Origin of the sequence: Kitasatospora sp. NPDC085895 (assembly GCF_040702125.1) — a bacterium.
GTDB lineage: Bacteria > Actinomycetota > Actinomycetes > Streptomycetales > Streptomycetaceae > Kitasatospora > Kitasatospora arboriphila.
This window is the reverse complement of sequence record NZ_JBFBJY010000015.1, coordinates 93,136-114,486: the sequence shown is the minus strand read 5'-3', so window position 1 is coordinate 114,486 and position 21,351 is coordinate 93,136. Positions and strand designations below refer to the sequence as shown.

General features: G+C 75.9%; 15 protein-coding genes. 10 read left to right on the top strand and 5 right to left on the bottom strand.

Annotation, left to right across the window (positions count from 1 at the left end; all coding sequences use genetic code 11):
- Window positions 1-311 precede the first annotated feature (311 nt).
- The gene (locus AB0442_RS12890) at window positions 312-2,327 is read right to left on the bottom strand and encodes a S53 family peptidase (protein WP_366162566.1); all 2,016 of its coding nucleotides are present in this window, start codon (window positions 2,325-2,327) and stop codon (window positions 312-314) included.
- A gap of 271 nt (window positions 2,328-2,598) precedes the next feature.
- On the opposite strand from AB0442_RS12890, the gene AB0442_RS12885 reads away from it, so the two are divergent.
- Entirely contained in the window at window positions 2,599-3,144 is a 546-nt protein-coding gene (locus AB0442_RS12885; protein WP_366162565.1) for a GNAT family N-acetyltransferase, read from the top strand.
- A 45-nt stretch (window positions 3,145-3,189) separates the two neighbouring features.
- Here AB0442_RS12885 and AB0442_RS12880 read toward each other — a convergent pair whose 3' ends face one another.
- Both AB0442_RS12880 and AB0442_RS12875 read right to left on the bottom strand, forming a co-directional pair.
- Window positions 3,190-4,308 carry a hypothetical protein gene (locus AB0442_RS12880; protein WP_366162564.1) on the bottom strand — a complete coding sequence of 373 codons (1,119 nt, stop codon included), beginning with the start codon at window positions 4,306-4,308 and terminating at the stop codon, window positions 3,190-3,192.
- Between the two features lie 36 nt (window positions 4,309-4,344).
- Window positions 4,345-5,568, bottom strand: coding sequence for a glycosyltransferase (locus tag AB0442_RS12875; RefSeq protein ID WP_366162562.1), 1,224 nt, complete (start codon window positions 5,566-5,568; stop codon window positions 4,345-4,347).
- 125 nt (window positions 5,569-5,693) lie between these two features.
- On the opposite strand from AB0442_RS12875, the gene AB0442_RS12870 reads away from it, so the two are divergent.
- The 7 genes from AB0442_RS12870 (at window position 5,694) to AB0442_RS12840 (ending at window position 15,291) form a co-directional block, all read left to right on the top strand.
- Window positions 5,694-6,548: an endonuclease/exonuclease/phosphatase family protein gene (locus AB0442_RS12870; protein ID WP_366162561.1), complete on the top strand. Its 855-nt coding sequence runs from the start codon at window positions 5,694-5,696 to the stop codon at window positions 6,546-6,548.
- Window positions 6,549-6,908: 360 nt separating this feature from the next.
- Window positions 6,909-7,211 carry a hypothetical protein gene (locus AB0442_RS12865; protein WP_366162560.1) on the top strand — a complete coding sequence of 101 codons (303 nt, stop codon included), beginning with the start codon at window positions 6,909-6,911 and terminating at the stop codon, window positions 7,209-7,211.
- A 293-nt stretch (window positions 7,212-7,504) separates the two neighbouring features.
- Window positions 7,505-7,969 (top strand): hypothetical protein, encoded by a 465-nt coding sequence (locus AB0442_RS12860; protein WP_366162559.1) that lies wholly within the window; start codon window positions 7,505-7,507, stop codon window positions 7,967-7,969.
- 614 nt (window positions 7,970-8,583) lie between these two features.
- On the top strand, window positions 8,584-9,891 hold the full coding sequence (locus AB0442_RS12855; RefSeq protein ID WP_366162558.1) for an AAA family ATPase: 1,308 nt from the start codon (window positions 8,584-8,586) through the stop codon (window positions 9,889-9,891).
- Complete coding sequence (locus AB0442_RS12850) at window positions 9,888-10,493, top strand: hypothetical protein (protein WP_366162556.1); 606 nt, start codon at window positions 9,888-9,890, stop codon at window positions 10,491-10,493. The genes AB0442_RS12855 and AB0442_RS12850 overlap by 4 nt, the downstream gene beginning before the upstream one ends.
- Entirely contained in the window at window positions 10,490-12,181 is a 1,692-nt protein-coding gene (locus AB0442_RS12845) for a hypothetical protein (RefSeq protein ID WP_366162555.1), read from the top strand. The genes AB0442_RS12850 and AB0442_RS12845 overlap by 4 nt, the downstream gene beginning before the upstream one ends.
- A complete protein-coding gene (locus AB0442_RS12840; RefSeq protein ID WP_366162554.1) occupies window positions 12,178-15,291 on the top strand; it encodes a bpX6 domain-containing protein in 3,114 nt (1,037 codons plus the stop codon). The genes AB0442_RS12845 and AB0442_RS12840 overlap by 4 nt, the downstream gene beginning before the upstream one ends.
- Here the strand turns inward: AB0442_RS12840 and AB0442_RS12835 are convergent.
- Complete coding sequence (locus AB0442_RS12835; RefSeq protein ID WP_366162552.1) at window positions 15,278-15,799, bottom strand: nuclear transport factor 2 family protein; 522 nt, start codon at window positions 15,797-15,799, stop codon at window positions 15,278-15,280. The two genes, AB0442_RS12840 and AB0442_RS12835, sit on opposite strands and share 14 nt — an antisense overlap.
- Before the next feature lie 122 nt (window positions 15,800-15,921).
- Here AB0442_RS12835 and AB0442_RS12830 point away from each other — a divergent pair, with 122 nt between their 5' ends.
- Both AB0442_RS12830 and AB0442_RS12825 read left to right on the top strand, forming a co-directional pair.
- Entirely contained in the window at window positions 15,922-16,494 is a 573-nt protein-coding gene (locus AB0442_RS12830; protein WP_366162550.1) for a helix-turn-helix domain-containing protein, read from the top strand.
- Window positions 16,495-17,235: 741 nt separating this feature from the next.
- Window positions 17,236-20,508, top strand: coding sequence for a LamG-like jellyroll fold domain-containing protein (locus tag AB0442_RS12825; RefSeq protein WP_366162549.1), 3,273 nt, complete (start codon window positions 17,236-17,238; stop codon window positions 20,506-20,508).
- A gap of 179 nt (window positions 20,509-20,687) precedes the next feature.
- On the opposite strand, the gene AB0442_RS12820 is transcribed toward AB0442_RS12825, so the two are convergent.
- On the bottom strand, window positions 20,688-21,350 hold the full coding sequence (locus AB0442_RS12820) for a TetR/AcrR family transcriptional regulator (RefSeq protein ID WP_366162547.1): 663 nt from the start codon (window positions 21,348-21,350) through the stop codon (window positions 20,688-20,690).
- Between the last annotated feature and the right edge of the window lies 1 nt (window position 21,351).

Below are 21,351 nucleotides of genomic sequence, written 5' to 3'. Positions count from 1 at the left end.
CCCGGGCGCGAGGCCACACGGTCCGGACGGTCACGGGGCGTTGTCGCGGCACCGGTCCCGCTCACCGTCCGGATTCCACCGGCTGCCCACGCCGGCACGGCCGATCCGGGACGGGCTCCCGACGGTTCGCGGGCCGTCGCCGAGCGGCGCGGCTTCACCGTCGAGGGGACGCCGGGCAGTTGCGGCATCGCCGACGACGGCCGGCCGCACGGCTGGTGGGTGGGCGGGCTGCTGGGGCCGCGAGGCCCCGGCCGCGCCGACGGCCGTACCCCCACGGGTCGGCGACCCGTGGGGGTACGCAGCACGGCCGGTCAGTCGGTGTTGTGCCGGCCGGGACGCCGGTCGGGCGGGCAGTCGTAGGAGGTCAGGTAGTCGGCGGTCGGGCTGCCGACGCCGGTGACGGCGTCGTAGCCGCGGTCGGCGACCAGCGAGGTGTCGTGGCCCATGGTGCGCAGCGAGGTGGTGGTGCCCTCGCTCGCGTCGACGCTGTTGTTGAAGTCGACGCGGACCTGGGCGAGTTCGGTGCCGGGGCCGAAGGGGTGGTCGACCACGTCGTGGTAGGCGGCGCTGCCGTAGCGGGCGTAGATCGAGGGGTTGGCGAAGCCGATCGGGGAGCCCTGGGCCTGCTGGGCGAGTGCCTGGAGGGCGGCGACGACCGGGCAGGCGAGGCTGGTGCCGCCGATCCGGTACTCGCTGTAGCGGGCGCTGCCGTCCGGGAAGGTCTGGGTCTGGCCGACCAGGAAGCCGGTGTTGGGGTCGGCGACGGCGGCGATGTCGGGGACGACCCGGTTGCGGCCGCCGTTGGCGCCGGACAGCGACTGCGGGACGACGCCGCGCTGGTAGCGGGGCTGCGCGAAGCGGGCGCTGGTACCGCCGCCCGCGCCGCCGTTGAAGGTGCCGGGGAGGTTCGTCCAGCTGGTGCCGTCCGCGGAGAGGACGGACTTCAGCGTGCCCCAGCCGGTCTCGAAGCGGTACGCGTCGGAGGCGTCCAGGGCGAGCGAGGTGCCGCCGACGGCGGTGACCCAGGGCAGCGAGGCCGGCATGTCGGTCTGCTTGGTGCCGGTGTCGGCGAGTTCGTCGCCGGAGTCGCCGCTGGAGAAGTAGAAGCCGATGCCGGTGGCGGCGCCGCGCTTGAACAGGTGCTGGTACACCCGGTCGAAGGCGGGGTCGCCGGCGTTCTCGGGCTCGCCCCAGGAGTTGGAGACGATGTCGCCGAGGTGCTGGTCGACGACGCGGTCCAGGGCGTCGACGAGGTCCTGGTCGTAGCAGGAGGAGGCGCCGACGTAGGAGATGTCCGCGTCGGGGGCGACGGCGTGCACGGCCTCGATGTCGAGGGTCTGCTCGCCGTACCAGCCGGCCGCGTCGCAGCCGTCCGGGTCGGCCTCCGGCGGGGCGGTGTGCGTCCACCCCGCCGGGTCGTAGCGCAGCAGTTGGTCCTTGGTGTAGGGGGCGTCGCCGTGCTCGGCGGCGTAGCGGGTGACGTCGTCGCCGATGGTCGGGGAGTCGTAGGCGTCGACGACGGCGACGGTGACGCCGCGGCCGGTGAGGCCGGTGGCGGCCGCGCCGTACGCGCTGCGCAGCTGGGTGCCGTTGAGGCCCTGGATCACGTAGGGCCGGACGGCTCCGTAGGCCGCGGGCGTGCCGGTGGCCGAGTTCGCACCGAAGGAGGCGGAGAACGGGCCGGAGTTGACGAAGGCGCTGCCGGGGCCGGGCAGGGTGTCCTGGGGCTCGGGCCGGCCGGGCCGGACCTTGCTGGGGGCGGTGTTGAGCCCGGTGACGCTGAGCACGTCGTCGGTGAGGTCGGCGGGCACGGTGACGTCGCCGGCCGGTGCCCGGTAGCTGCGGGTGCCCTTGCGGTAGGTGTGCAGTTCGGTGCCGAAGGCCCGCTCGGCGTCGGCGGCGTCGCCCTCGGCGGTGAGGTAGTGCCGGTTGGTCGAGGTGACGCGCAGACCGGAGGAGTGCAGCCAGCGGCCGACCTTGTCGCTCTGCGCGTCGCTGCTGCCGAACCGCTCGGCCAGCTGCTGCGGCGTCAGGAAGTGCCCGTACTCGTCGGAGGCGGGGTCGGAGACCTGGCGGGCGAAGGCGTCGAGGCCCTCCTGGTCGCGGCCGGCGAGGTAGACCCGTACGGTGACGGGCGCGTCGGCGCGTTCCCTGCCCTGGTCGGCGGCGGAACGGGTCCAGTTCGGTGCCGTGCCGGGGACGGCCGCGCGTCCGTGCGGTGCCGGGGTGTCCGCCCGCGCGGGCGTGCCCGCCGCGGTGGCGGCCAGGAGCGGCAGCACGGCCATGACGGCCAGTCCGGTTCTGGAGCACGACAGGCGGATGCGCATGCGGGTCGGCCTTCCGGTCGGGGATGCGGGAACGCGTGACCGGGCGGTCCGTCGGCCCGGCCACGCTGGACGGCCTCGACGCTAGGGTGGCGCGCCACGCGGATCGTGCAGCCCTGATGCGACGCACCGTCGGCTTCACCCGCCCGGTGGCCGGAGTGCGGCCGAACCGCCGAGGACCACGAGCGGTCCGGCCGATGACGCGCGGAGCCGGCGGTGTGCGGCAGCCCGAAATCCGCTTGCCCCGCTGTCCGTACCCGATCAGGATCGGCGCATGAACCACGTCATACGAGCGGTTACCGTCGAGGACTGGCAGCGCGTCAAGGAACTGCGCCTGGATGCGCTGCGGGATCCCGTCGCGGGGATCGCCTTCCTGGAGACGTACGACAACGCCGTCACCAAGCCGGACGAGTTCTGGCAGGAGCGCGCGGCCGGCTCCCGCGGCGGCATGATCGTGCAGCAGTTCGTCGCCGCGCGGACGGACGGCGGCTTCGACGGATCGGTGACGGTCCTGATCGAGCCGGCCGGCGGCGAGGACGTCCTCGGCGCGCCGGTCGACGTCGACCAGGCCCATCTGGTGGGTGTGTTCGTCCGCCCGGAGCAGCGCGGCACCGGACTGGCCCGGGCGCTGTTCGATGCGGCGATCGACTTCGCCCACCGGCTCGACGCGGTGAAGGTCTCCCGCGTCCGGCTCTACGTCCACCAGGACAACCAGCGGGCCGAGGCCTTCTACCGGAAGATCGGCTTCACGCGCAGCGGCCGCTCCGTCCCCGTCCCGGGCGACGAGTCGTCCGTCGAGCACGAACTCGTCCTCGGCTGAGCCCGTCCGGCGATTCCGCCCGGGGGCGGGGCGCTCCGCCGACGGCTACGCGGCGGGACGTCCGGGGAGGTAGCGCCGGACTCTGGCGCTCGGGTCGCCGGCCAGCTGGGCAGCCCTGCGTTCCACCTCCCGGGGGGCCAGGATGCTCAGGGTGCGCCATGCTTCGGCACGCACCCGTGTCCTCGGGTGGGTGGTGAAGTCCAGCACGCGTGGCACGTCGCGGGTGCCTCCGAGGTCGGCCAGCCCTCCCAGCGCTCCGACGGCGGTGGCGTCCGGCACGTCCCCGGGCGCGAGGGCGTCGCGGTACACCTGCGGGGCCAGGTCCGTGTATCCGCGTGCGTACAGGGTGGCACGGGCGTGGTAGCGGACCCGGGCGTCCGGATCGAGCATGGCCTCATGCAGGCGTCCCTCACCGTGCGGCCCGCGGGCCCGGACCCGCAGGGCACGCAGTCGGATCCGGGGGCTCGCGCAGGTGTCCAGGAGCGGGAGAACGGCGTCCTGCTCGGCCGGTGCCAGCTTCGACGAGGTGACGAGCCGGGCAGCCCACTGCCACAGGCCGGGGTCCTTCGTGGCGAAGGCGGCCTCGACGGCCCCGATCGGATCGATCCGCGCGAGCCACCGCAGACAGCACGCCCGCGCCACGGGATCGCCGGAGCGCGCGCCCTGCCGCAGCTCCTCCGCCCCCGAACGGCGGAGCAGGTCCTCCACCCCGGCCAGCATGGGGCGTGCCCTGCTGCGCCTGCGTATTCCGTCCAGCAGGGGCAGCAGCCGGACGAGGATCCCGACGTGCTCGGCGCCGGTCAGCCGTGCGGTGACCGCGCGCTGCGCGAGGTCCCTGACCGGTTCGACGGGATCGTTGAGCCGCAGCAGGAGGAAGGGCAGCGCGAAGGGGTCGGCGGACGCTCCGAGCAGCTCGACCCCGGTCTGCCTGAGGTACCCGGAGCGGTCGAACGACATCAGGGCCGCCACGGCAAGGGCGTGCGGATCGGTCCGCCCGTCGCCCGGCGCCTGGGATCCCATCAGGATGCCGGTGGAGCCGAGAGTCCCGCGTCGGCGGCGGTAGTCCGCTTCGATCCGCATCAACTCGACGGGCGTCGCCGTTCGGAGCAGGGTGTCCAGCCGGCTCGCCGCCGGCCCCGGGTCGTCGTCCCATGAAACCGTCACACGCGGGACGGTATCCAAAGTGCAGGGCCCCCCTCGTCACCCGGGGGCTGGGCCCTGCTCGGTGACCAGTAGGCGCGCTGCGGTCAGTGCGCCGTCGGTGCGGATCCGGCCCGCCAGGGTGCGGGCGGTCCGGGCCGTCCGGGGGGCGAGGGCATGGCGCAGCGCCGTGGTGAGGGAGTCGACCGTCGGGTTGCTGCCCGGGTGGGCGCTGCCGATCCCGAGCCGGTCGACGCGGTCGGCGAAGTAGAACTGGTCGAACATCTGCGGAACGACCACCTGGGGCGTCCCGGCGCGGGCGGCCGCGGTGGTGGTGCCGGCCCCGCCGTGGTGCACGACCGCGGCGACGCGCGGGAACAGTGCCTGCTGGTTCACCTCTCCGATCACCAGGCGGTCGGGCGCGGCCTCGTCGACGGAGAGGTCGGCCCAGCCGCGGGCGAGGACGGCGCGGCGACCGAGTGCGCGGGCGGCTGCGACCATCGTCCGGGCGAGGCCCTCGGGAGCTCGCACGCTGCCGAATCCGAAGACGATCGGCGGCTCGTCGGCGTCGAGGAAGTCCTCCAGCTCGGGCGGGAGCGGGCGGTGGTCCGTCAGCGTCCACGCCCCGGTCTGCAGGACGTCGAGCTCCGACGACCCGGGCCACGGCGCCAGGAGGGGATCGGCGGCGAGCCAGGGCGTGTCGGTGAAGATGTGGCGCCTGACGTCGCCGGCCGGGGCGAGGCCGACGGCGGCGCGCTGCGCGTCGAGCGCGGCGCCCCACAGGGCGTTCCAGCGCTGTGCGTCCCGGGCCCACAGGGTCGGGTTGTCGATCGTGCCGTCCGCGGGCTCGTCCCCCAGCAGTCCGAAGACGGGCGGCGCGTGGTGCGGGGACGGCAGTGTCATGGGCGCGAACGCGGCGTACACGTAGCCGGCACCGCGCTGTTCGGCCACCGAGCGGGCCGCGACGGCCAGCGCACCGCCTGCCACGATCACGTCGCATCCCTCGGCGGCCGAACCCACCGCCGCGAACTGCTCCGCGACCGTGCCCTCGATCATCCGTCGTCGCTGTTCGGGTGTGGGCACCGTCCCTGCCGGCTGCTTCGCCGTGCCGTGCAGTTCCGGGCCGACCGGCAGGTAGGCGATCCCCAGTGACTCCGCCCACGGACGGAAATCGGGCGGTGCGACGACCACGGTTTCCTGTCCCAGTTCCTGCAGCCGCAGGGCCAGGGCGATCACCGGCTGGACCTCTCCCCGCGAGCCGATCGTTGACAGCAGCACCCGCATGTTCGCTCCCGATTCTTCTGCCGTGTCCCGTCGCACGGCTGGCCATGTTCGCCGACAGAAGGGGCCTTGCCGCAAGATCCCCCCTGCGATGTACGGTTGAACGGGAGAGGGAATCGGGTGGGGTCGTGGGGGACGGGGCAAAGACGCTGACGGTGGCGTCGCTGAACGTCTGTTGCGGGGTCAGGAACACGCTGTCTCCCTCGAAGGAGCGGGCGGCCGGGATCTGCGCGCTCATCGAGCGCACGGACGTGGACGTGGTGAACCTTCAGGAGGTCTGGACGCCCGGCCTGCTCGCCCTCCTCCGTGCCCGGCTGCCCTCCTTCCCCCACCTCGCCCGCGGGACGGGTCTGCTGGGCCAGCCGGCGGGTGGCCTGGTCGCCTTCTCCCGGATGCCGCTGCGGTCGGCCGTCTACCGGTCGTTCCGCCGTACCCGGGCGCGGCGCGGGGGCGTGCTCTTCCGTGCCGGCGCGGCGGCGAGCGCGGGCCTGCAGGGCGTGCTGACCTACGAACTCACCGGCGGCCGGACGGTCGTGGGCAACGCCCATCTGACGGCGAACCACGACGGGGACTGGTCGCCGGGCAACCGGTACGAGGCCCTGCAGCTGGCGCAGCTGGAGGCGGCGCACGAAGCCGTGCGAAGGGCCCGCCGCCCCGACACCCGGCTGTCGTTCCTGGTGGGCGACTTCAACGTCCCGAGCAGCAGCGGCCTCTACCGGGCGGCAGTGGACGGCGGCACCTGGCGGGATCCGTTCGCGGCGGCCGACCTGCCGACCTTCCAGGCCGCGCTGCTGCCGGACGGGGCACGGGCGCACCGGGTCGACTACGTCCTGGTCCACGGCGATCCGCAGTGCCACCCCGTCACCGGCGCGGACGTCTTCCTGACGGAGCCGGTGCCGCTGCGGTCCGGGCCGGCGGCCCACCTCTCGGACCACGTGGGGCAGTTGGTCCGCGTCGGGCTTCCCGGCGCGGCGGCCGACTGACTCGACACCCGAAGCTCGGCCGTTCCCCGGAGGAGGAGCTCTTGGAACCCCGACCCGTCGGCGCGCTCGGCCCGTTGCAGGAGGACCTGCACCGTCTGCCGACCCATCTGTATCCCGATCGGCTGTACGGCGGCCCGGCCCTGTCCGACCGTCCGGTCAGGGGTGTGCGGACGACGAGGCGCCGCGGCCGCTCCACGGGCCGTTGGGGCTGCACGGCCGGGCATGCCCCTGCGACGGGTCCCGGTCCGCGCCTTCGTCGGGCCGGGAGGATCGGGCAAGACGCTCCGCGCTCTCGGCGAGAGCTACACCGGCGGCCACAACTGGGATCCGTAGCTGGGTAGCTACCGGGACATCTCGTGGGTGTCCGCCCGCGACGAAGGCTCGCTGGAGGCCGGGCTGCTGAAGGTGCTGGAGCGCCTCCACCCGCGCGGCGGGGCGCCGTCTCCCGGTGCGGGCACCGGCACGCCGGAGGACCTGGTGCTCCACGGGCTCCACGCCCGGACGTCGCAGTGGCTGCTGATCCTGGACGGGCTGGACGACCCGGACCTCCTGCGGCGACTCCAGGCGCCCGACGGCCTCCTCCGGCAGCGGATGCCCCGCGGCCCCTGGCCCTCCGTGGGCGAGATCGTGGTCACCTCCCGGATCACCGCCCGCTCAGCCTAGGGGCCGTGGGTCTCCCTGACCCGGGCCGAACCGTGGGACCGCGAGACCGCGGTCGAGCTGCTGCACGCCCACACCGGCGCCGGAGTCGAGCAGCAGCACGCCGAACTGGCGGCCCTGGCGGCCCGGCTGGGTCGCCTGCCGTTGGCACTGCAGCTCGCCGGGCGGCACGTGCACGCCCGGGCGGCGGCGGACGGGTCCTCCCCCGCGGACGGCATCGCCTGGCTCGCGGACGCCCTGGACGGGGTGCGGGGCGGCATGCCGGCCGCCCCCGCCCCCGCACCCCGCAGCAGGCCGTGGCGGTGTTGTACGGGCTGAGCCTGGACCTGCTCGCCGGCCACGGTGTCCCGCACGCCCGGCCGGTGCTCGCCCTGCTCGCCCTCTTCGCGGCGGAGCCCGTTCCGACCGCCCTGCTGAGGGCGGCGGCAGTGGTCGGCCTCCAGGACCCCCGCGGGGTGCGGATCACCGAGGAGGTCCTGGAGCGGACGGTGACCGCGTTGCGGGACATCGGCCTCGTCCACGGGACGTCCCTGCTGACGGTGGATCCGCTGGTGAGGGAGGCCGTGCGCGCGGCGCTCGCGCACGAGCCGGAGGCGGCCCAAGCGGTACACGGGGTGTTCGTCGACCTGCTGGAGCTGGCCGTGCACGCGGTCGATCCCGAGGACCCGGGCCACGCCCCCGTGGTGGCCCGCGCTCGCGCCGCACCTCACCGCGGCCCGCGCCCTGCCGGTGGCCGTGACCGCGGCAGGAGGCCCGGCTGACGGCGGCTGCGCAGGTCCTGGCGGCCGGTCTACGGCGTCACGGGTACGTCCGTTCGGCCCGGCTGGTCCGCCGGGAGAGCGTGCCCGGCACCCCCTCGTAGCCGGTGTCCGGCCTGCTCGCCCCGGGCAGTCGCCACGTCCTCGCCCGGGGGCGACGCCCGGTCCTCGGATGCGCGGGCGGGGCGGCAGCGGCAGGCTCCGCCCGTCCGGCGGGTGCCGGCGGCGGGTCCGTCCCGAGGATCGCCGCGACCACCGGCCCGGCCGACCCCGCCACGTCCGCCACGAAGCGCCCTCGCCCGACCCCGAGTTCGCGCAGCGCCCGTCCGGGCCGCAGGCCGGGAGGCCCGCGCCGAGCCGTCGACACCGGCCGGTGTTCGGCCGCGCTTCGAGGATCCGGCCCACCGGCTCCCGACGGCGCGAAGCAGGTGGGCCGCACCGCGCGCGCTCGGGCACGCTGCCGCGGACCGGGCCGGGCTGACGGGTCCCGGTCCGGTCGGCCGCCGGGACAGGCCCGGGCGGCGGGTGTGACACGACGTCGGCTCTCCGGAGCCCGTCGGGGCCGGACGGAAACCCGTTGGTGAGGCTGTGACGGCGGACCGTAGACTCCCGTGATCATGACCGACATACCCGCCGAGGCCCCGCCGAACCCCGTGGCCCCGCAGCCCTCCGCGTCCCCGGCGATCCCGCCGATCCCGTCGGCCGCGGCGACCGCGCCGTCCCCGGTGCCCGGCGGGGGCGGTGCGTCTGTGCACGGTGGCGCGGGCACGGCCGACGCGGACCTCGTGGCGGCCGCCGTCGCCGCCGCGGGCCGGGGCATGGTCGACCGCGAGGTCGTCGCCGAGGTCGTGGCGCTGTGCGCGGTCGCCGGTGAGCACCTGCTGGTCGTCGGTGCGCCCGGCACGGCGAAGTCCGAGGCCGTGCGGCGGGTCGCCGGGCAGCTCGGCGGGCGCTACTTCGAGTACCTGCTCGGCCGGTTCACCGAGCCCAACGAGCTGTTCGGGCCGGTCGACCTGCGGCGGCTGCGCGAGGGCCGCGTCGAGTTCGAGACCCGGGGCATGCTGCCCGAGGCCGACATCGCCTTCCTGGACGAGGTGTTCCTCGGCTCCACCGCCGTCCTCAACACCCTCCTCGGGCTGCTCAACGAGCGGGTCTTCCGCCGCGGCGGCACGGTGCTGGCCAGCCCGCTGAGGGTCTGCGTCGGCGCGGCCAACCACCTGCCCGAGGACCCCGGCCTCGCCGCCTTCGCCGACCGGTTCCTCGCCCGGCTGTTCGTCGAGCCGGTCGCCGACGCCCGGCTGGAGGAGCTCCTGGAGGCCGGACGCCGTCCGGCCCCGGCTCTGCTGCCGCCGGCCGACGGTGCGGCGGCGCACGGCGCACCCGGCCGGCCCACCGACCTGCTCGGTGCCCTCGACCGGCTCGCCGCCGCGGCCGGGACATGCGACCTCACCGAGGTCACCCCGGCGGTCGCCACCGCCCTGCGGCGGCTGCGCGCCGCCGGAGTCCCCGTCAGCGACCGCCGGGCCGTGCGCTCCCAGCGGCTGGTGGCTGCCGCCGCCGTCCTCGACGGCCGGGACCGCGCCACCACCCGCGACCTGTGGGTGCTGCCGCTCATCGCCCCCACCGCGGACGCCCAGGCGCTCGCCCGTGACACCCTCGCCGACCTGATCGAGAAGTCCGCCAACCACAGCCTGGTGCACGCCGCCGAGGAGATGTCGCGCAGTGCCGACGCCCGGGCCGAGCGGCTCGCGCGCTCCGCCGCGGTGCTGCTCGCCGAGCACGGCGCGCTCCCGGGCGGAGCGGACTCGCGGCTGCGGCTGGAGGGCGCGCTGCGCGAGATCGACGCGGGCTTCGATCCGGACGACCTGCCTGCCGTGCTCGCGGGCGTGCGGGCGGACCTGGTCGCGGCGGTCTCCCCGACGTGACCACCGCCCGGCCGTCCGTGCCCGCCCGACTGCCCGGCCCCGGCGGTGCGGTCACGCCCGGGGCGCCTCCGAGGCCCGGCTCGGCCGCCGAGCCCGTCTTCGCGCTGCGCTGGGAGCGGCGCGAACCGCCCCTGCCGCCCGCCGCGGTGCTCGCCCTCTGTGACGCCGTACCGGCCCTGGCCGCGGCGACCCGGGCCCGGCTGCTCGCCGGCGTGCGGCTCGGCACGCTCGCGGACGCGGGCGCCCTGCTCGTTCTGGGTGCGGCCGACGACCTGCCCTGGGCCGACGGTGCCCGCTACCTCGGGCGCGACGGCGAACTGCTCGTCCCCACCACGGCGCGCCCGCTGCCCGCGCCCGCCCTGTGGCCGGCCGCCCTCGGCGCCCGGCGCGGCCAGGTGTGCGTCCTGCTGCCCGGGCACGCGCTGGTCGCCGACCCGCCGCCGCCCACCACGGACCCCGCGGCGCTGGACCGCTTCCTCCCGGCCGAGCCCGGCACCGAGCCGGGATCCGACACCGAGCCGGGGCCCGACACCGCCCTCGCCCCTGGACCCGCCCCCGCCCCCGGATCAGCCGAGCAGCCCACCGGGAGGCGTCCCGCATGACCAGCGCCCTGCCCTCCGCCCTCGCCCCCTGGTCGGCCTCGCTCACCGCCCTCACCCCCGAACTCGCCACCGCCCTGGGCCCGTTGCTGCGCCGCCTGGACGCCCTGGTCGCCGGGCACGAGCCGGCCGCCCGGGCCGAGGGCACCCCGGACGGCCACGGCGGCCTCACCCGCACGGGCCACCCGGACCGGCTGCTGCCCTCCGAGTGGCTGCTCGCCGACGAGTTCCCCGATGAGTTCCTCCGCCGCCTCGTCGACGGTGAACTCCTGCACCTCGCGCCCGAGTTCACCTCCCCCACGCCGACCGGTCGGACGGTCGTGCTGGCCGACACCGGCCCGGAGCAGGCCGGCGCCGCCCGCCTCGTCCAGCTCGCCGCCCTGCTCGTCCTGCACCGCAGGGCCGCCGCCCGCGGCACCGGTCTGCGGGTCGGCATCCTCGGCGACCTCTCGGGCACCTGGCTCGGCGGCGACCTGGAGGACCTGCTCCCGGCCTGGCTGGAGGCGCGCCGCCGGAGCGACCCGACCCCCGAGGACGTCCGGCACGCCCGCGAGCTCCTGGAGGACGGCGACCGCGCCTGGGTGCTCACCTCGGAACGCCTCGCCGCCCTCCTCCCGGCCGGCACCCGGGCGCTGACCGCCCGGCCGGTGCGGTGGGACGCGAACGGCGCCACCGGCGTCGAGGTCCGCATCTCCACCGGCGCGGCCGCCCCCACCACCGCGCTGCTGCCGCTGCCCGCCCCCGACATCGCCGTCCGGGCGCTGCGCGGCGCCGGGTTCCGTCGCGCCGCCCCGGCGCAGGCGGTGCTGCCGACCGGCGTCCGGGGTGGCGCCCTGCCCGTCTTCACCACCGACTCCCGCACCCTGCTGGCCCGCGGCCGCGACGCGGACGTCCTGCTCGCCGTGCACCTGCCCGGCTCCGACCAACACGCCGCCGCGGTCCGCGCCCGCCGTCACGACCTGCCCGGTCCCGCCGTGGCCGCCGGCCGCAACGGGCGGCGGCTGATCGTGCTGTGCGCCTGGGGCCGCCGGCTCGTCCCGTACGTGAGCGGGCGCCGGTTCTGCGAGCGCGGCGAGTACGTGGTCCGCGACAGCTCCGCCCTCGGGCTCGACCGCGCCGGCCTGGACGCGCTGCTGGCCGAGCCGGTGCTGCCGTTGCTGGTCGACGGCCGGTTCCTGCGGCTGCCGGTCGCGGGCCGCTGGTGGCGGATCGGCACGGACGGCGAGGCCGAGGACGACGGGCCGGTCGGCGGTCAGGCCGCGGGCGTGCCGTACGACCGGGCCCGTGACACCCGCCTGCTCGAGGGCGAGCTGCCGTCCGAAGCCGCACGCGCCCGCCATCTGCTGCACGGCGCCGGCGCCGTCGCCTGGAGCAAGGACCGCCGCGCCTGGGACCTCGTCGACCGCGACGGCGTCCGTCAGCGCGTCGTCCTCCGGGAACAGGCGGACGTGATCGGGCTGGTCCACGGCGCCGAGGGCGCCGCCCTGGTCACCGTCGGCCGCAAGGACGCCGTGCTGCGCCACGCCCGTGCGAGCGGTCGGCGCACCCTCGCCCGGCTGTCCGGCGGCAGTGGCCGCCCCGCCCTCCACCCCTCCCTGCCCCTGATCGCCGTGCCCAAGGGACCCGACCGGATCCTGGTCGGCGACGCGGACACCGGGCGGATCCACCACGTCATCGGGAGCGACCAGTGAGCACCGCAGAGGCGCCCCGCACGGCCCGTCCGACCCCCGACCGGCCGGGCCGGCGCACCTCCGCCACCCGCCCGCCCGCGCCCGGGGACTTCCGCGGCGCCGTCGAGGCCGAGGGCTTCGTCCTCGACACCCCCGTCACCGGACCGGCCGAGGCCGCCGCCCGGGTCCTCGCCCACTGGCAGGACGGCGCCGAACTCCACCGGCTGCCCGACGGACGCTGGCTGTTCACCCTGGCCGCACCGGTCACCGTCCGCGCGGACCTGGCCCCCGGCCTGCCCGTGCGCCGCACCGCCGGGGCGCTGGTCGCCGTCGGCACCGACGGGACCGGCGCTCCCGCCGGGCACCTGCTGCTCACCACCGGCGGCCGCGTCACCGCGCACCCGACCGCCGACCTGCCCGCCGTCGACCCGGCGGGCTGGCTCGACCCCGGCGGCCTCACCGTCCACCGCCTCGGCCCCGTCGGCACCCCACCCGACCCCGCACCCGTCGTCGACGCCGTGCCGGCCCCGGCCGCCCCCGACCTGCGCGCCGCCGCCGGGCTCGGCGCCCGCTCGGCGACCGCCGGCCGGCTGCTCGGCGAGTCCGGGCGGCCCCGGTTGCTGGACCGTCTGCCGGTGATCGCCCTGCCCCGGCTGCGTCTGCGGCGGACGCCCGGCGGGCCGCGCTTCGCCCGCCCCGGGCCGTCGCCGAAGGCTCCGCGCCGCGGTGCCGCCCCGGCCGGGCTGCTGTCGCCGCGCGGTCTCGGCCGCCTCCTGCGGTCCGTGCTGCACGGCGCCCGGACCGTCCTGCGGTTCCTCGTGAACCTCGCCGGTGCCGCCGTGGTGCTGACCGGCCTCGTGCTGATCCTGGTCCGGACGGTGAACGGGCTCGCCTCGGGCGACACCACCTCGCCGTACACGCTGTTCGGCCCCGTCCTCCTGGTCCTCCTCGCCCTGGCGATCCGTCTCCGGCGGCAGCAGGCCGGGGGCGCGGCCGGCGGCTCCGCAGGCACCCGCATCCGCGGGGCGGCCGGGGGCGCCGCGGGCGGCGGGCCACGCCGCCCCCTGCTGCGCGGCCTGCTCGCCCGGCTCACCCTGCGCAGCCCTGCCGCCGGCCTGGTCCGCGGCCGCCACGCCCGCTACCTGCAGCGCCTCGACCGGGCGTTCCGGGAGAACCGCTGGGAGGACGCGCTGCGCGACGCCATCCGGCTCGGCGCCCCCGGCGGCGGCGACCGGCAGGACTGGCTGACCCTCGGCCTGCCGGCGCGCTACACCGGCGCACTGCGCGCCACCCCGGGCGTCGCCGTCGCGGGAGGCACGTCGGCGCTCTCCGGCCCCGACGTGCAGCAGTACCTCACCGACCTCTACCGCGCGGCCGCCGAGGCCCTGGAACGCGAAGGCCGCATCGACGAGGCCGCGTTCGTCCTCGCCGACCTGCTGCACCGTCCCGGCGAGGCGGTCGCCCTGCTCGACCGGCACGGCCGCACGGCCCAGGCCGCCGAACTGGCCGAGGGCCGCGAACTCGACCCCGACCTGGTGGTCCGTCTGTGGTGGCGGGCCGGCGAGCGCGACCGCGCCGTCCGGGCCGCCCACCGGCACGGCGCCTTCGCGCTCGCCGTCGAACGGCTCACCGCCACCGACCCGGCGGCGGCCCGCGGCCTGCGGCTCGCCTGGGCGGAGCACCGTCGCAGCGCCGGGGACCGGATCGGGGCCGTCGAGGCGGTCTGGCCCGAGGCGGAGCTGCGCACCTCCGTGGTCGCCGACCTGCGCGACGCGATGGCCCTCGGCGGCCCCGCCCAGGGCCGGGCACTCGCCCACCTGCTCGCCCTCGGCGCGCCCGGCGCGACCGTGCGGCTCGCCCGCGCCGTGATCGACGGCGAGGAGCGGGCCGGTACCGGCAGGCGGGCCGCCCTGCTCACCGCCCTGTCCGAACTCCCGGCCGCCGACCCGGTGGTGGACCGCGAACTGACCACCGCCGCCGCCCGTGCCGCCGTGCGCGACGGCGGCTTCGGCGCACCCGCCGGACAGGGCACCGACCGCGCGCGCTTCGACCGGCTGCTCGCCCGCGCCGACCCGCTCGCCGCCGCGGACCTGCCCCGTCCCGTCCGGCCCGGCCGGACCGGTGGACGGCCACTGGAGCTCACCGCCGCCGACCGCCCCGGCACCCTCCCGGTGCTCGACGCGACCTACCTGGACTCCGGCGCCCTTCTGGTCGCCTGCGGCCAGGCGGGCGTGCGGCTGCTCACGCCCGACGGGCGGACCAAGGCGCGCTGGGACACCCCCGCCGACCGCCTGGTCCTCGCCGACCACGGCGGAAACGCCCTGGTGGTCGCCGACCACGGCCCGGTCACCGAGGTCTCCCGGCTCGACCTCGCCACCCGGCGGCTACGGCCCTGGACCACCCTGCACTCCACCGCCACGCTCGGCAGCTACGACGGCCGGCAGCTGATCGGCGTCGACGGCCGGGGCCTCGTCGTGCTCGACACCGCGGCGGACCGGCCCACCGTCGTCTGGCGCGAACTCGGCGGCGGCAACGCCCAGGGCGACCAGCGCCCGGCCGGCCCGCCGTCCCGCACCGCGGACCGCTGCTCGGCCGTCGTGCTGACCCGGCCCCGCTTCGGCGCCGGCCTCACCGAGTGCTGGACCTGGGAGCTGCCCGGCTGGCGGCTGACCGCCCGGGTCGCCCTCACCGACGACGAACTCCGGCCGGCCGACGCCTTCGTGGGCCTCGCCGCGCTCGCCGGCGGTGGCCGGCTGCTCACCACCGCCGACCCCGGGACGGGCCGGACCACCCTGCGCTGGTTCGGTGTCCCCACCCCGGGCCCGCTGACCGTCGACGGCCTCGCCGTCGCGCCCCCGCACACCGACGGCGACGACTGGGCGCTCACCGTTCCCGCACCCGGCCCGGGCAGCGCCGGCCTCACCGTCCACGCCGCCCGCCGCCCCACCGACAGCCCGCTCCTGACCCTCCACGTCCCCGCCGCACCCCCCGGCCCCGACGGTCGGCCCACCCCGGTCGGCGTCCGCCGCCACGGCGCCTCCGCCACCTACTGGCACCGCAGCGGCCGCGTCGTCGCCCTCGCCGCCGACGACGCCACCGTCCTCGCCAACGTCCGCGTCACCGCGGACTGACCGGGCCCGGTTCCGCGCCGCGCGCCCGCGGGCCGTGCGACCCGGCGGCCACCGGGCCCTCCGGGGCCCACCGGCCTTCCATCGCCGCCACCAGCTGCGGCAGGTGCCCGCCGGCCGCGGCGAGGGCGAGGTGGTCGTGGAAGTCCCGGCTGTGGACGATCAGGCCGTCGCGGACCCTCAGCACCTGGATGTTGGACACCTCGAAGTCCTTCCCCGCGGTGCGGTGGTGGACCCGGTAGTCGAACTCGGCGACCACCACCTCCGGGTCGTCGGTCTCGCGGACGACCACGTTCTCCGCCGTCAGCTCCAGCGGCGAGTGCGCGGCGACCTCGGCGAACCGTGCCCCGAGGACGGCCCGCCCCTCGAACCGGCGCGGTCCGACCGGCTCGAAGACGGTCTCCACGACCGCGTCCTCGGCGTAGAGCTCGGCGAGTTCGGAGAACCGTCCGGCGGTGATGCCGTCGAGCAGCGCGTGGAAGACCTCGCGCGGCGTCCTGGTTTCGGACATGATCAACCCCCGTGGGAAGCGTCGGTACAATCGGACTGGCGACTCCGCTTCGAACGATACGGACTGGACACTCCGGTTGTCCAGGGGGTGGATCCGCCGTGCGCGGAAGGGAGACGAGCGGGATGAGTGGCAGTCAGGAACGGCCACTGCGGGCCGATGCGGCCCGCAACCGGGCGAGGCTGCTGGACGCGGCCACGGAGGTGTTCACCACCCGGGGCGTCGACGTGCCGACCGAGGAGATCGCCCGCGCCGCAGGGGTCGGGGTGGGCACCCTGTTCCGGCACTTCCCGACCAAGGAGGCCCTGCTCGCTGCGGTGATGGTGCGCCGGCTGGAGGCGATCGCGGCAGACACCGCCGAGCTGGCGGCGGGCGCCGATCCGGCCGGGGCCTTCTTCGACTGCTTCCGGCTGGTGGTCGACCGGTCCGCGGGCAAGAACGAGTTCACGCAGGCGCTCGCCGCGGCCGGAGTGGACGTGCACGCCTCGCTGCAGGAGTCGACCGCGGCGATCCGGGACCGACTGGCCGGACTGCTGGCCGGGGCGCAGCGGGCCGGGGCCGTCCGCACCGACCTGGGCCTGCCGGAGCTGCTCGCCCTGCTGGTGGGCACCGGCACGACCATGGAGCAGTTGCGGGACGACCGGGCCGCCCGGGAGCGGATCTACGAGGTGGTCTTCGACGGGCTCCGGCCGCGCTGAGCACAGGCCCGCGGCCGGCCGCGGGATTCGCCGCACGACGGCTGGAAGAAGGGGCGAGGGAATGTCAACGGCGGCGTTTACAACGTTATACAGGTGGTGCGATCCGCCGGGCAAGGGCATTCCCGTCGAATATTCCGGCCATACCGCCATTGCCCCTCGCAGACCCGGCCGCCCGCCCCTGCGCGCCGCCCGACACCCGCCCGACGCGCCGTCCGACGGCCCCGGCCGCCCCCTGACCGACCGTCGCACGAGGCCGTCGTCGGTCACCCGCGACTGACGCTCCCGAACCTCGACGCTTCGTCACCTCCGCACGACGCTGCCCGACATCGGATGAAGTGAGCACACGGAGGAGTTTCCCGCAACGCATCGCTCCGAAGGGGTGGACACGACCCCGGGGCCGTGCTGTCATTCTGGCTGCCCCGATTTTCCAACGTTGGAACGGAACTCCACCCATCCCCTCTGCACGCCGTGCCGCCCCTCGCGGTCGTGGGTGCTGCGGCCGGCCGTCGCGTCACGGCAGGCGGCCCGGCCGCGCCGGCGGCAACGCCGACACCGGCCTCCGTCCCGAGCCCGTTCCGTCCCGAGCCCGTTCCGTCCCGAGCCCGTTCCGTCCGATCTCCGCCGCGCCGACCCGGCCGATCCCGGCCCGGGCGGTGCCGGCCGCACGCCATCACTCCACCCGCCCCCCGCCGGGACGGCAGCCCGGCGGGGTGGCGGCCCACCCCTGTGAGGAGCATCCGCATGAGACGACGACACCCAGCCCGCCGACCGTGGCGCGGGAGGTGGTCGCTGCTGTTGGCAGCGACGCTCTCGCTGCCCGTGGCCGGCCTCGTCCCCGCCGCGTCCGCGGCCGAGTCGGCCGACCGGGCGACCGCCTTCGCCGCCGGCGACCCCGACGCCCAGGTGCACGGACTGAAGGGCGAGTACTACCGGATGTCGGCCCCGGGCGCCCGCGACTTCGCGGAGCTCGGCGGCGTCTCGCTCGACCCGAGCATCGACCTTCCCGGGCTGACCGGCGCCTTCCAGGAGATGACGGGACGCCAGGAGAACACCACGGCCCGGTGGACCGGCCGGATCGAGGCCCCGACGACCGGCGACTACACCTTCTACGCGATCGGCGACAACGGCTTCCGGCTGTTCGTCGACGGTGCGCCGGTCATCGACCACTGGGTGCCGGACTGGGACCGCGAGCAGACCAGCGCCGTCCTGCACCTCGACGCCGGTGAGCGGCACGACTTCCGGCTGGAGATGTTCCAGGACGTCGGCGGCGCCAACATGTTCCTGCGCTGGTCGGGCCCGGGTCTGCCGAAGCAGCTGGTGCCCGAGTCGGCCTTCACCCCACCGGACGGCTTCAGCGTCTACCCGGTCGCGCTGAACGTCGCCGGGGACGGCCTGCGCCTGCAGGCCACCTTCAAGGGCAAGGTCGGCGGCACGGCGGGCCTCGCCGAGCACCTGCGGATCGAGGCGGACACCACGCCGATGCCGGTGAAGTCCGTCGCGGTCGCCGCCGACGACGAGCGGTCGCTGATCGTCAGGCTCGCCGAGCCGGTGCAGAAGGGCCAGCAGGTCCGCTTCCGCTACGACGGCGCGGGTACCCTCACCTCCGGCGGCGAGGCCGTGCCGCAGATCGCCCGGACCTCGGCCAACGCCTCCACCCACCGCCTCACCACCCCGTTCGGCGACAAGGTCGACCCGAAGCACCCGCTGCCCGAGTACCCGCGCCCGCAGCTGGTCCGCGACGACTGGCTGAACCTCAACGGCCCCTGGCAGTTCACCGCCGCGGGCGCCGGCGAGCAGCCGGTCTTCGGCAAGGACCTCGCCGAGAGGATCATCGTGCCGTACCCGGTCGAGTCCCTGCTGTCCGGCGTGGAGCGGCACGAGGACCACATGTTCTACCGGCGCACCGTCACCGTGCCCAAGGGCTGGAAGATCGGCAAGGACAACCGGCTGAAGCTGAACTTCGGCGCGGTCGACCACCGGGCGACGGTCTGGGTCAACGGCACGAAGGTGGCCGAGCACACCGGCGGGTACACCGGGTTCAGCGCCGACATCACCGACGCGGTCAAGGGCACCGGCCCGCAGGAGATCGTCGTCGCCGTCACCGACACCGCCGGGGCGGACCAGCCGATCGGCAAGCAGTCCAACACCCCCGGCGGCATCGTCTACACCCAGTCCTCGGGCATCTGGCAGACCGTCTGGATGGAGCCGGTCGCCGCCACCTCGGTGGAGAGCCTGACCGCCACCCCGGACATCGACTCCGGCACCCTCGCGCTGACCGTCGACTCCCCCGGCGCGCCCGCCGGAACGCTGGTCAAGGCGGTCGCCAAGGACGCCGAGGGCAACACCGTCGGCTCGATCAGCGGTCCCGCCAACACCCTGCTGCACCTGCCGGTGAGCAACCAGCGCCTGTGGACGCCCGACGACCCGTACCTCTACGACCTGAAGGTCACCCTGACCGGCGGCGGTTCGACCGACACCGTCAAGAGCTACTTCGGCATGCGGAAGATCGCGCTGGCCGACGTCGGCGGGTACCGGAAGATCGTCCTCAACGGGAAGCCGATCTTCTCGCTCGCCCAGCTCGACCAGGGCTTCTGGCCGGACGGCCTCTACACGGCGCCGAGCGACGCCGCGATCGCCTTCGACCTGAAGACGCAGAAGGACCTCGGCTTCAACGCCGTCCGCAAGCACATCAAGGTCGAGTCGCCGCGCTGGTACTACCAGGCGGACAAGCTGGGCCTGCTGGTCTGGCAGGACTTCGTCTCCGGCGACTACAGCACCGCCGCCGGCCGGCAGGAGTTCGAGGACGAGGGCGCGGCGGAGATGAAGCTGCTGCACAACTCCCCGTCGGTGATCGGCTGGATCGTCTTCAACGAGGGCTGGGGCGAGTGGGACCGGACGGAGACCGGCAAGCTCACCGAGGCGGTCAAGGCGGCCGACCCGTCCCGCCTGGTCAACGCCCACAGCGGGGTCAACTGCTGTGCCTCCAAGGGTGACTCCGGCAAGGGCGACGTCATCGACCACCACGACTACGGCAACACCGACCCGGCCTTCCCGGACGCCACCCGGGCCGCCATGGACGGCGAGCACGGCGGCTTCACCCTCCGCTCCCCCGGCCACATGTGGCCCGGCGCCCCGACCGTGATCTACAGCGGCGTGGTGGACAAGGCGGCGCTCACCCAGAAGTACGTCCAGAACACCGGGACCTTCTACCTGGCGGCGGCCGGCGCCGAGCTCTCCGGCTCGGTCTACACCCAGGTCACCGACGTGGAGAACGAGCTCAACGGCCTCTGGACGTACGACCGTCGGCAGATCAAGGTCGACGCCGCCCAGGTCCGCGCGGTCAACCTCAAGGTCATCGCAGCCGGTGCCGCCGCCGGCGCCCGCTCCGAGCTGCACGGCGGCGGTTCCTGGGCGCTCGACGAGGGCACCGGCACCACCGCCGCCGACCGGGGCCCCAACCACGCCGACCTCACGCTGAACGGCGCCTCCTGGGCGCCGGGCGTCAGCGGCAGCGCCCTGAAGGTCAACGGCCGGGGTCAGTACGCGCAGACCGCCGGCCCGGTGCTCGACACCACCAAGAGCTACTCGGTGTCGGCCTGGGTGACCCTGGACGCCCTGCCCGGCGACTACGCCTCCGCCCTCAGCCAGGACGGCCGGCGCGTCGAGAACCCCTTCTACCTGCAGTACGGCCAGGGGGCGTTCGCCTTCAGCCTGCCCGGCGGCAACCGCGCCCGGCTGCCGATCACCCCGCAGCCCGGCCGCTGGTACCACCTGGTCGGCGTGCACGACGGGGCGGGCAACACCATCCAGCTGTACGTCGACGGCGTGCTCGCCGCGTCCGTGCCCTCCGGCCCGGCCGACGTCAGCACCGGCCCGCTCGCGATCGGCCGCGCCAAGTACGACGGCCAGAACACCGACTTCTGGAACGGTTCGGTCGACCAGGTGCACGCCTACGACCGGGCCCTGACGGCGGCGGAGGTGAGCGCCCTGCACACCGCCGAGACCCCTGCGTAACGGCGGCACCCGGCGCCCGGCCCCGACAGCGGACCCACGCTGCCGGGGCCGGGCGCATGTCTTCGAAGGCGCTCGGCCGGTCACTCCAGGGGCGCTGGGGGCACGTCCCCGTGGTGCACCCGTGAGCTCCGAGGACACGCCCGCGGGCCGCACCCGTCCGGGCGGCTCGCGGCGTCGGGTCAGGGCGCGGCCGGTCCGAGGGCGGTGCGGGCGGCGGCGAAGAGGCGTGCGCAGCGCTGCGCCATCGCGTCCGCGGACTCCTCGGGGTGCTTGATCCACCAGCGGACCAGGGCGGTGGCCAGGCCGCGCCAGGCGTGGGCGAGGGCGTCCGCGTCGAGCGGGTCCGGTCCGGTCCGGTCCGCCCCGGGGTCGTCGGCGGGGCCGGTGCGGTGGAGGAGGTCGAGGGTGCCGGCCGCGGCGAGGTCGTCGACGGCGGCCCGGTAGCGGGCGGCGAGGCGGGCGGGTTCGCTGTCGGGCGGCAGCGAACCGTCGTAGAGGACGAACCAGGCCTCGCGCTGCCCCTCCAGTGCGGTGAAGAGGTTGTGCAGCACCCGCAGGGGCGTCGGCGGCCGGTCGTCGCCGTCCGCGTCCATGGCGGTGCGGACGGCCTCCAGCAGCCGGTCGCCGACCGGGGCGAGGCAGGCGAGGTAGAGGTCCTGCTTGGGACCGAAGTACTGGTGCAGCAGGGTCTTGGTGACGCCGACGCGTGCGGCGACGGCCGCGAGCGAGGTGGCCTCGTAGCCGCGGCGGCCGAACTCCTCGGTGGCGGCCGCGAGGATCTGCCGTTCGCGGTCGGCCCGCGGGACGCCCTTGGTGCCGGCCCGGGAAGGGGGGATTGCCATG